This is a genomic window from Streptomyces sp. NPDC045026, assembly GCF_056432625.1.
In genome coordinates this window covers 1-9,737 of the sequence record NZ_JBWKIS010000058.1, presented here as the reverse complement: position 1 = coordinate 9,737, position 9,737 = coordinate 1, and the positions used below count along the sequence as shown (strand labels likewise).

Annotated in this window: 11 protein-coding genes and 1 pseudogene; 7 read left to right on the top strand and 5 right to left on the bottom strand. The window is 66.5% G+C overall.

Annotated elements, in window-relative coordinates:
- Positions 1-90: 90 nt before the first annotated feature.
- Both AC07EJ_RS45795 and AC07EJ_RS45790 read right to left on the bottom strand, forming a co-directional pair.
- Positions 91-285 (bottom strand): hypothetical protein, encoded by a 195-nt coding sequence (locus tag AC07EJ_RS45795; protein ID WP_478886522.1) that lies wholly within the window; start codon positions 283-285, stop codon positions 91-93.
- 103 nt (positions 286-388) lie between these two features.
- On the bottom strand, positions 389-733 hold the full coding sequence (locus AC07EJ_RS45790; RefSeq protein WP_389479625.1) for an EthD domain-containing protein: 345 nt from the start codon (positions 731-733) through the stop codon (positions 389-391).
- Between the two features lie 110 nt (positions 734-843).
- On the opposite strand from AC07EJ_RS45790, the gene AC07EJ_RS45785 reads away from it, so the two are divergent.
- The 4 genes from AC07EJ_RS45785 (at position 844) to AC07EJ_RS45770 (ending at position 3,286) form a co-directional block, all read left to right on the top strand.
- The gene (locus tag AC07EJ_RS45785; RefSeq protein ID WP_393588065.1) at positions 844-1,326 is read left to right on the top strand and encodes a MarR family winged helix-turn-helix transcriptional regulator; all 483 of its coding nucleotides are present in this window, start codon (positions 844-846) and stop codon (positions 1,324-1,326) included.
- A gap of 241 nt (positions 1,327-1,567) precedes the next feature.
- A complete protein-coding gene (locus AC07EJ_RS45780; RefSeq protein ID WP_478886521.1) occupies positions 1,568-2,128 on the top strand; it encodes a helix-turn-helix domain-containing protein in 561 nt (186 codons plus the stop codon).
- Between the two features lie 69 nt (positions 2,129-2,197).
- The gene (locus AC07EJ_RS45775; protein ID WP_393588062.1) at positions 2,198-2,668 is read left to right on the top strand and encodes an integrase core domain-containing protein; all 471 of its coding nucleotides are present in this window, start codon (positions 2,198-2,200) and stop codon (positions 2,666-2,668) included.
- Between the two features lie 33 nt (positions 2,669-2,701).
- Positions 2,702-3,286: an integrase core domain-containing protein gene (locus AC07EJ_RS45770; protein WP_478886520.1), complete on the top strand. Its 585-nt coding sequence runs from the start codon at positions 2,702-2,704 to the stop codon at positions 3,284-3,286.
- Between the two features lie 202 nt (positions 3,287-3,488).
- On the opposite strand, the gene AC07EJ_RS45765 is transcribed toward AC07EJ_RS45770, so the two are convergent.
- Positions 3,489-3,998 carry an endonuclease domain-containing protein gene (locus AC07EJ_RS45765; RefSeq protein ID WP_478886519.1) on the bottom strand — a complete coding sequence of 170 codons (510 nt, stop codon included), beginning with the start codon at positions 3,996-3,998 and terminating at the stop codon, positions 3,489-3,491.
- A gap of 489 nt (positions 3,999-4,487) precedes the next feature.
- The gene (gene ppnP, locus AC07EJ_RS45760) at positions 4,488-4,769 is read right to left on the bottom strand and encodes a pyrimidine/purine nucleoside phosphorylase (RefSeq protein WP_326709952.1); all 282 of its coding nucleotides are present in this window, start codon (positions 4,767-4,769) and stop codon (positions 4,488-4,490) included.
- 182 nt (positions 4,770-4,951) lie between these two features.
- Here ppnP and AC07EJ_RS45755 point away from each other — a divergent pair, with 182 nt between their 5' ends.
- The 3 genes and pseudogenes from AC07EJ_RS45755 to AC07EJ_RS45745 all read left to right on the top strand — a co-directional run.
- A complete protein-coding gene (locus tag AC07EJ_RS45755; protein ID WP_478886518.1) occupies positions 4,952-6,457 on the top strand; it encodes a PucR family transcriptional regulator in 1,506 nt (501 codons plus the stop codon).
- Positions 6,458-6,658: 201 nt separating this feature from the next.
- Positions 6,659-7,987, top strand: a complete 1,329-nt coding sequence (locus tag AC07EJ_RS45750; RefSeq protein WP_478886517.1) for an MFS transporter — start codon at positions 6,659-6,661, stop codon at positions 7,985-7,987.
- Between the two features lie 505 nt (positions 7,988-8,492).
- Positions 8,493-9,593 (top strand): annotated as a pseudogene (locus AC07EJ_RS45745) (integrase core domain-containing protein); the annotation flags it as partial.
- A 39-nt stretch (positions 9,594-9,632) separates the two neighbouring features.
- On the opposite strand, the gene AC07EJ_RS45740 reads toward AC07EJ_RS45745, so the two are convergent.
- A partial coding sequence (locus tag AC07EJ_RS45740; protein ID WP_478886523.1) for a cold shock domain-containing protein occupies positions 9,633-9,737 on the bottom strand: 105 nt, incomplete at its 5' end.

Below are 9,737 nucleotides of genomic sequence, written 5' to 3'. Positions count from 1 at the left end.
CCTCCACACCTACAACCACCACCGATGCCACACCGCACTCGCAGGCAAGCCCCCCATCAGCCGCGCAAACAACGCTTCAGGGCAATACAGCTAGATCCTGCTGAACAGCTCGTCGAGCCACTGCGGATCGTCGAGGGTGAAGGGCGCTCCGTGGCTGATGAACAGGCTCGGCAGGGCCCCATCGGCAGGGACCCAGGGCCGCTGTTCGCGGGCCCGGGGCAGGGCCCGGGCGAGGTGATCGTCGTAGGCCCCGGCCGGGATATCGGGGGTGTGGAGGATGGTCATGGCGTGTCGCTCCTTACCGGACGGATGCGGGCGTGGACCGGGCGGCCTGATCGCCAGGTCGCCCGGGACTCCGATGTCACCGACGTGGGCACAACGTCGGCGCTCAGCCGAAGATCGCGCTCTCGGCGGCGTAGAGGAAGCGGGTCCGGGAGCGGTCGAGGAAGTTCTCCTCGTCCGTGGCGACGGTCGTGGTGTAGGTGTCGGAGGTGAACCAACGGGCGGCGTCGGCGATGTCGTCGACCCACACCTCGGCGACACCGTCGTAGACGGCGGTGCTGATGCCGGGGATCTCGTCGTCGGTGGGCAGGAGTTGGACGTAGCGCCGGACCGGGACCTCTCCGGCGGGCAGGCGCGAGAGCAGCGGGGTGTGCTTTTGAGTCCAGTACTCCACGAACTCCTCGTGGGTGAGGTCTGCCCGCCGGGTCAGGAAGATGCTGAGCTTGATCACAGAGGACTCCTTAAGGCCGCGCTTGACTTGCCTGGGCAATTCATAAGGTAGACCGCATTGACTTGCCCAGGCAATAGATGTCTCTTGCCTGGGCAAGTAGGATGGGTGACATGGATGAACCGTCACCGTGGCTCGACACCGAGCAGCAGGAACTCTGGCAGGACCTTCTCACCGTCGTGATCGCACTGCCTGCGGCCCTGGACCGGCAGTTGCAGCGCGACGCGGGCATCTCGAACTTCGAGTACAGCGTGCTCGCCCGGTTGTCGATGGCGCATCAGGCCACCATGCGGTTCAGCGAACTGGCCCGGGACTGCGACAGCGCTCTCCCGCGACTGTCAAAGCTGATGGACCGCTTCGAGGCGCGCGAGTGGATCGTTCGCCAAGTGGACCCGAGCGACGGTCGCTACACCCTGGCCACGCTGACCGACAGCGGTCGAGAGAAGGTGGTCGACAGCGCACCGGGGCATGTCGCACAGGTACGCCGACTCGTATTCGACCCTCTCACCGCTGCACAGCGACGCCACCTCGGCGCCGCACTTTCCAGCGTCGCCGAGACCGTGCGACGGGAGGCCGCCGGTGGCCCCTCCGCGTGAGTGCGCCGGGCGCATTGCGCCCCACTTCGGCCGACCTCGGCTCGTCGGGCGCCCCAGCTTCCTCCAACCACGGTGGCAGTAACGTTGAATGACGGCGGAGAGGGCTCAGGCCAGCCCCGGGCGTCCCACACCACCCTCGCTCGGTGAGTTGTTCGGCGACGTTGTGGGTGCCGCATATTACGTCGGTGCAGTTCAGCCCCGCTATCGCGCCGACGACAACGGTCGGCAATGCTCACTGCTCATGCTCGTACGCCTGGCCTGCCTTGCCGTCACTCACGCCTTCACCGCCCTGCGACTGATCCCTATGAGCGACCACGACAAGGACATCGAAATCCTCGCGCTGCGTCACCAGCTCGCCGTCCTTCAACGTCGGCCCGGCAACCAGCACCCCGGCTTTCAGGCGGCCGACCGCGCCTTCCTAGCCGCCCTCCTCGCCCCGCTGCCACAAGCCGCCCTGCGCCGACTGCGGCACATCCTCTCCCCGGACACTGTCCTGCGCCGGCACCGCAACTTCATGAATAACCGTCACATCCGCCTCAGCCGCAACCAACGTCCCGGCCGCCCCCGCACAGTCACTTCCGTCCGCCGCCTCATACTCCGCCTCGCCGAGGAAAACCCCACCTGGGGCCACCGGCCCATCCACGGCGAACCCGCACTCCCCGACATCAAGCCGGCGCCCTCCACCCTCTGGGAAACCCTCAAGACCGAAGGCGTCGATCCTACGACCCAGCCCTCGAACGTCACCCGGGCCACCTTCTTGCACTCCCAGGCCGAAGCCATCCTCACGATGGACTTCATCTAGACCCTCACCCTCAGCGGGCAGCGTCAGTACATCCTCGCCGCCACCCACCACCCCCGCCGAGGTGTCCGTGTGCTCGACACCACCACGCATCCCACCCATGCCTGGGTCACCCAGACAATCAAGAACCTGGTCATCGACCTCGAAGATGCCGGACAGCCCGCCGCCATCAAGTTCATGATCCGCGACCGCGACGCGAAATACCCCGCTGTCATCGACGAGATCCTCGGTCAGGCCGCAATCCGTGCCGTGCTCACCGCCGTCCGCACGCCGCACATGAACTCAATCATGGAACGCTGGGTTCGCAGGCTGCGCCGTGAACTCCCCGATCGCACCCTGCTCTGGAACGAAGCCCACCTCCGGCGAGCGCTCCGCGAGTACGAGCAGCACGACAACCATCACCGCACCCACCGCACACTGCAGGCCGCCGCGCCTCTCCACGCCGTCCCCGAACCGCTCGAACCAGTACAGATCAAGCGTCTTGGCATACGCCGACGCGACCGTCTCGACGGCGTGCTCCACGAGTACCAACACGCTTCCTGACCTGCAAGGGCGTAATTATCGGCACGCACAACCTTGCGCCGCGAGCTCCTCGACCGCACCCTCATCCTCAACGAACGCCACCTGCGCCGAACCCTCACCAGGTACCTGGAGCACTACAACGGGCACCGGCCTCACCGCGCACTGAACCAGCTCTGTCCATCGCAAGCTGAAGCCGGACCGCCGCCCCCCCCATCGACCCCGCCGAGCACCGCGTCCACCGCACAGCGGTCCTCGGCGGACTCATCAACGAATACCAGATCGCCAGTTGACACCACTACGAACCCGCAGATCAGCGGCCGAATCCCATATTTGAGCCCCACAAGGTGTCTCGCCTACTGTGCCTGCCGCTTCACATACGCGACTGCGGTCATGCCAGCAGAGAAGACGAACGGCACGACAGCCCCGCCGGAAGCAACAGCGGCGAGGGGGGACTGTCCGAGAGCGGCAAAGCCGACCCCGGTGGTAAACCCAACGATCATGGAGATCAAGGCGACAACGACTACGTGGTACACACGGTGGTCGCAGGTAGAAGTGGTTGCGGACAAGGAAGGCCCTCCCAGGCATCGTCAGAGCGCCGTCACGGAACCAGGGCAGGAGTCAACCCGCCGCCGGATCTGAGTCACGACGTCGCCGCCCAATGGGCGTCGCCATAGGAGAGCGCCGGCCAGGCGCCCCTATAGGGACTCTGCCGCCGTGCCGTGATAGTCGGCCATCTGCACCGATGCACCTTGCCTTTCAAGGGTCTCATCAACCGCGTACATAGTAGCCAACACCACTGACGTCTGCACGAGTTGGCGGGAGCCGCTTGGGAGTGGCGGGCTCACCTGTGTCGAGCCGTGCTGGCATGTACGAGGTACACCAGGCAGAACTTGAGCGTTCCAGCAAGGCGAAGGCGACGGGCCGGTGGGTTGGTCAGGTAGTCGTTCAGGCGCCCCCAGTCCCTACGGTCTCTGGGGAGAAGTTCGTACCAGGCAAGGCCACGAGCATTGCACCCGCTGCACAGCAAGCCTCGGACGCACGCTCCGCATATGGACCAAGCGGAATCCGACGGTTTACAACATTCGTGATCATGGTCGATATGCCAGTGCGAGGAGCTTGCGTCTCGCTCGGGCCCGCGCCCGCACAACGCGCAAACTCCGCCCTGAAGCTCCAGGATGGCCCTCACATCGCCTGCCGTCAGGTTGTATCGGCGACCTTGCCGGGCTATCCGACTACAGCTCAGGCAATGGCCTGAGCGTCGCCCTTCTCCTCTCCATTTGATGGTGACGCCACACCCCTCACAGTCGCGCAATGTGTCGCGTGTCAGCGGGACTCCGTAGTGACCTGGCATTCCTCCACGGTAGCGGGAGGCACTGACACCACTCCGCCCATGTCAGCGCAGATCCTCCTCAGCCGTGCGGAAAGAGCCCTGGATGTGAGCTATGGCAACTCAGCTCACCCCCTTGGAGATTGATGCCCTGGAGCCGTCGTTCTACGGGCCGACTTGGCTGAAGGAGGCGGACGGATCTTGGAACTGCCCCGCCATACCCTCGGCTGACAGATCGCTGGCTGGGCCGCCGAGTGGCTAGTAGTTGCCGAGCCGTCCGGTGCCTTCGTAGCCGAAGGCCGCACCTGGGCTCTCTTCCCCGACGGCCAGGTCGTCGACCTCGCCGCTTGGGACACACGTGACGACGAGCCGGGTCCTGGCCTGGCTTCGTCGGGGGTTGAGGCACGGAGGCCGCGACGAACTGACGCCGCCACACCAGGAATCGGAACGTGCGCGGTGCCCGTCAGGTCAGCGATATGACGGGCACCGCGCAGGCCTCACCGAGCGGAGAACTCAGGTGTAGGGGCAGAGGTAGGCCACCGTGTCGGAGATGCGCACGGTGAAGGACTCGTCCGCCTCGATCTGGAAGGAGTCGCCCTCGCCGAAGGTCTTCCAGTCGCGCGATCCGGGGAGCTTCACGTCCCAGGTTCCGCGGATGAGGATCATCCACTCCCGGGTCGGGGCCTCGAACTCCCACTCCCCCGGCTCCATGACGCCGACGGTGAACTTGCCCTGGCTGTTGGCGAACTCGAGGCTGCGTACCTGACCGTCGTAGTACTCGTTCTGCTGGATCAATTCGGCTTCCTTTCACGTGCCGCGCGCCGGGCGTCCCGGCGGCATCGCCCGTTCGCGGCGCTTCGTCTTCGGACTCCTGGAAGCTATTTCGGCGGGAGAGCCCCGAGCCATCTCCCGCGTGTACAAACCAATGGGCCGTAGGTGGCCTGCAGGGCGACGCCGACCGCTCGTACGATGCGGGCATGGACCGCACAGCCCACGCGCTCACCGTGGCCGATGTCGCCACCCTCGAAGGCCTCCATCTCGCCGTCGAACACGCCGGATCGCGGATGGACGCCACTGTCACCGCGCCCCACGCCGCCGAAATCGGCCTTCCCGGACAGTGGCTCCAAGGGGGCGAGATCGTCATGACGAGCGGCGCCGTTCTCGGCGCGGATCCGGAGCCATGGGCGAACTATGTGAGCGCGCTCGCAGCGCATGGAGCCGTGGGACTGATCCTGGGAACCGGACCCCAGGCACCTCTCCGCGAGATCCCCGGATTTCTCGTCGACCTGGCCCGCGAGCACGACCTTCCGCTCCTGTCCGCGCCAGCCTTCACGCCCTTCACGAAGATCACCAGGACTGTCATCGCGAAGCAGGTCGCGGCGGAACGCGTGGCCCTCCAGGACTCCTTCGCTCTCCAGGTACGCCTCACGAGGATCGTCGCGCGCGGCGGCACGGTCGACGCACTGCTGCAGGAGTGGCAGCGGTCGACCGGCGAGAGCGCCGGGGTGTTCGACCGCGTCGGGCGTCTGCTCGGCAAGAACACCGGGCTGCACGCCTCGTCGGCCGAGGCGACCGGTGACCACGTGCGGGCGGACCCACCTGCCCTCGGCCACACCCGGCGAGTCTCCGTCGACGGCAGCTCCCTCGCCCTGATCGTGTCTCCGTTCGCGGGAGAGACGACCGTGCGCGGGTACATAGCCCGCTCCGACAGCGGTCTGGCCATGGCCGACCTCGCCGTGCCCACCCTGCTGTCCCTGCTCGCCCTCGAGTTCGAGCGGCGTTGGTTCCTCGACGAACCGGAGCGTCGGCGGCGCGCCCAGCATGTGGCGCGCCTACTCTCCGCCGAAGACGACGCGCGGGCCCGGGCGTTTCTCCGCGGGCTGAACATCAACGCCCCGACCCTGTGGGGTGTGGTCGTCGAGGCGAAGTCGCAGACACACGCCGAGGTCCTCCTGGACGATCTCGCGGTCGTCCTCGGATCACCCCTGCTCAGGGTGAGCGAGCGACTCGTCGAGGGCCTGGCCACCCAGGACCCCAAACGCCTGCTCCAGGAGTACGGCCTCGACACACCGGTGGGCATCGGGACCGCGCTGCCCCCCGGAAACGCAGCCCGCACCCTGCGACAGGCCCGGGCCGCGCTGGAGACGAGCCGGCGGATCGGCTCACTCGTCGGATTCGTCGACGGGTCCGCCCACGACTTCCTCCTGCACGTCGCCGACAGCCAGTACCTGACGGCCTTCGCCGACGCCGTACTCGCGCCCATCGACGCGCTGCCCAACGGAGACGTGCTGCTCACGACACTCCACACGTGGCTCATCGAAAACCGGTCGATCGAGGCGTGCGCCGTGCGTCTCGGGGTGCACCGGCACACGATCAGGAACCGCGTGCTCCGGCTCACCCAGGTGACCGGCCGCAGCCTCGACAGCGTCGACACGCAGACCGAACTCTGGCTGGCTCTCAAGGCGCGCGGCTTCAGGGACTGACAGCCTGAGCCACACGCCATGGATGCACGCCCTGACGTGTACGCCGTGGACAACGCGTTTTTGGAGGAGCGCCGGTGAGGCCATAGGCCCTGGCCCGCCAGCTGGAAATCGTAGGGACGCGACCACGCGAGTGGCCCATGTCACCTCCGGACACACGTCACCGGGGACCGGCCGCAGAGCCATCGGATGAAGGAGATTCCCATGCTCACCTCCACCCACGTCGTAGCGCCGCCCGATCGCGCGGTCATGCGGCGGGTCATCGCGGCCAGCGGCCTCGGAACCCTCATCGAGTACTTCGACTACGCCTCGTACAGCTATCTCGCGACCACCATCGCCGTCGTGTTCTTCCCGTCGGAAGACCGGTCAGTCGCCCTGCTGAGCACGTTCGCCGTCTTCGGTCTCTCGTTTCTCGTCCGCCCGCTCGGCGCGCTTCTCTGGGGAATCCTCGGAGACAGGATGGGACGCAAGCGCGTCCTGGGAACGACCATCCTCCTCATGTCGGGATCGACCCTCGCGATCGGCCTCGTTCCGGGGTACTCGACCATCGGTGTCGCCGCTCCCGCCCTTCTCCTCCTGCTGCGCATCACGCAGAGTTTCTCGGCGGCCGGGGAGTATGCCGGAGCCGGGACCTTCATCGCCGAATACTCACCGGACAAGAGACGTGGCCTGCTCACCGGCTTCGTGCCGATGAGTTCCGCGGCAGGCTTCCTTCTCGCGTCCGTCATGGCGACGGTCATGTACGCGAACCTGTCCGCCGGCAGCATGGAGTCCTGGGGATGGCGGCTGCCGTTCCTCATGGCGGGACCGCTCGGACTCATCGGCCTCTACCTGCGGTTCAGGCTCGAGGACACCCCCGAGTACCTCAAGCTCGCTGACCGGGAGTACGCCGCGCCCAAGACCGCTCAGCAGGAGACCGGGCACAAGCCGTCGTTCATGGCATCCCTCCCGGGGATGGGGCGTCTGCTTCTCGTGATGGCGCTCAACGCCGGCGGCTACTACCTGCTCCTCAGCTACATCCCGACGTACCTCATCGAAGAGACGGGAATGAGCCAGGGAGATTCGAACCTCGTGGTGACCATCTCCCTCGTCTGCTACATCGCCATCCTTCCGTGCACGGCGGCGCTTTCTGACCGGTTCGGCCGGAGGCGAATGCTTCTCTCGGCGTGCGTCCTGCTCATCGCGCTGAGCTACCCGTTGATGATGGCGATATCCGTGGGCGGCGTGCTCGTTTCCACGGTGGTGCTCGTCGTGTTCCTCACGATGTTCTCCCTCAACGACGCCGTGTTCCCGGCCTTCTTCGCCGAGACGTTCACGACGCGCTCGCGCTACCTCGGCTTCGCTTTGCCGTTCAACGTGGGTGCCGCACTCTTCGGCGGGGTGGCGCCCTACGTCGGAACGTGGCTGATCTCGTGGACCGGCTCTTCCTACTCCCCCGCGTTCTTCCTCATCGCGGTCGCACTTCTCTCCCTGATCGGAGTGGCGGCCTCCCGCGAAACCGCGGGGAAGCCCCTGCCGACTGCTTCTGAGTGAGGGACGGGCCGGCTCCAGGTGAGGAGCCGGCCCAGCGCGTCGTTGTACGCCTGCGGCTCCTCAGCATGCCTTCGGGTACGTCCCATGCGTCGAGCAACTCGGCGAGATCGTCGACATGCCGGGCGAAGGAGTGGGGCCCCGCCACGAGGATTGGCCCGTGCCACGCTGGTCGTACCGGTACACGGGCGCAGGTCCGCGACCATGGAGGCGACATCGTCCAGAGATCTCGGCAGTGCAGGTGCCGATAATTCATCCGGCCAGGTCACGATCTTCATCACCAATCTCGGCCGTGCCCGTCGCTCCCCCGCTGCCTTCACCTTGCCCGGGAACGGCATCATGCCCTGTCGTGCTCCTGCGCCTGACCCTGCCCCTGCCCCTGCCCCTGCCAAAATCCTCATCCGTCCTGGTGGGAGGCGGTGCGCGGGGGTGCGCGGCTTCTCGGGCGCGGGCGCTCGAGGGAGTGCTCTCGCGTAGTTGGTGATTGCCCCGACATGATGGTCGTGTCGTGCTGCTGCGACTGGCTTACCTGACCGTGACCCAAGCGTTCGCCGTGGTCCGCCTGTTACCGATGAGCGACCGGGACAAGGACGCGGAGATCCTCACCCTGCGCCATCAGATCTCGGTGCTTCAGCGTCAACTCGGCAAAGACAGGGTGCGGTTCACCCCGGGCGATCGAGCGTTCTTGGCGGCGTTGCTGCACCGGCTGCCGTCGGAGGTGCTGCGCAGGGTGAGGTTGCTGGTGCGTCCAGACACGGTGCTGCGCTGGCACCGCGATCTTGTCGCACGCCGCCACGCTGCCGTTTCCCGGCCGAAGCGCTCGGGAAGGCCGCGGACCGTGCGCTCCATCCGGCTCATGGTGTTGCGGCTTGGGCGGGAGAATCCCGGTTGGGGATATCGCCGCATCCACGGCGAACTCCTCGTTCTCGGGATCAAGGTGGCCGCCTCCGCCTCCACCATCTGGGAGATCCTCCAGGAGGCTGGGATCGCCCCGGCACCGGAACGCGCTTCCAGCACGTGGGCGGCCTTCCCGCGCTCCCAGGCCGACGCCCTGCTGGCGTGCGACTTCCTGGAGACGGTCACGCTGTCCGGGGCGCGCCTGTACGTGTTCGCGGTGATCGAGCATGCCAGCCGGCGGATCCGGATCCTCGGTGCCACCGCGTACCCGAGCGCCTCCTGGGTGAAGCAGACAGCGAAGAATCTCGTCATGGACCTCGAAGACGCCGGCTGCCGGGCACGGTTCCTGATCCGGGACCGCGACGGGAAGTTCCCCTCGCTGTTCGACGCGGTTCTCGCTGAGGTGGGGATCGAGGTGGTGCCCAGCGGGGTGCGGATGCCGCGCATGAACTCGATCATGGAACGGTGGGTGCAAACCTGTCGGCGCGAGCTGCTGGACCGTACCTTGATCTGGAATCAGCGGCACCTACTGCACGCCCTACGCGAGTTCGAGGACTTCTACAACTCCCATCGGCCCCATCAGGGCATCGACAACGCCCGCCCTCTGCACCCGTTGCCGGTCCCGAACAGCGATCCGGAGCAGATCGCTCGCCTTGACATACGGAGACGCGAACGGCTCGGCGGCATCCTCCACGAGTACCAAAATGCCGCATGCCCTGATCGGATGAGGTTTTCGGCAGGCGCAGGGTCCTCAGGCCAGGTTGATGTTCTCCGCCTGGGGGCCCTTCTGGCCCTGGGTGACATCGAACGTCACCATCTGGCCCTCCTGGAGCTCACGGAAGCCCGTGGAGTTGAT

What these genes read in the sequence shown, in the direction of transcription:
- AC07EJ_RS45765 (WP_478886519.1), bottom strand. Translation starts at nt 3,998, where the DNA reads ATGCCAGGTCACTACGGAGTCCCGCTGACACGCGACACATTGCGCGAC.
- AC07EJ_RS45795 (WP_478886522.1), bottom strand. Translation starts at nt 285, where the DNA reads ATGACCATCCTCCACACCCCCGATATCCCGGCCGGGGCCTACGACGAT.
- AC07EJ_RS45780 (WP_478886521.1), top strand. Translation starts at nt 1,568, where the DNA reads ATGCTCGTACGCCTGGCCTGCCTTGCCGTCACTCACGCCTTCACCGCC.
- AC07EJ_RS45755 (WP_478886518.1), top strand. Translation starts at nt 4,952, where the DNA reads ATGGACCGCACAGCCCACGCGCTCACCGTGGCCGATGTCGCCACCCTC.
- AC07EJ_RS45750 (WP_478886517.1), top strand. Translation starts at nt 6,659, where the DNA reads ATGCTCACCTCCACCCACGTCGTAGCGCCGCCCGATCGCGCGGTCATG.
- AC07EJ_RS45785 (WP_393588065.1), top strand. Translation starts at nt 844, where the DNA reads ATGGATGAACCGTCACCGTGGCTCGACACCGAGCAGCAGGAACTCTGG.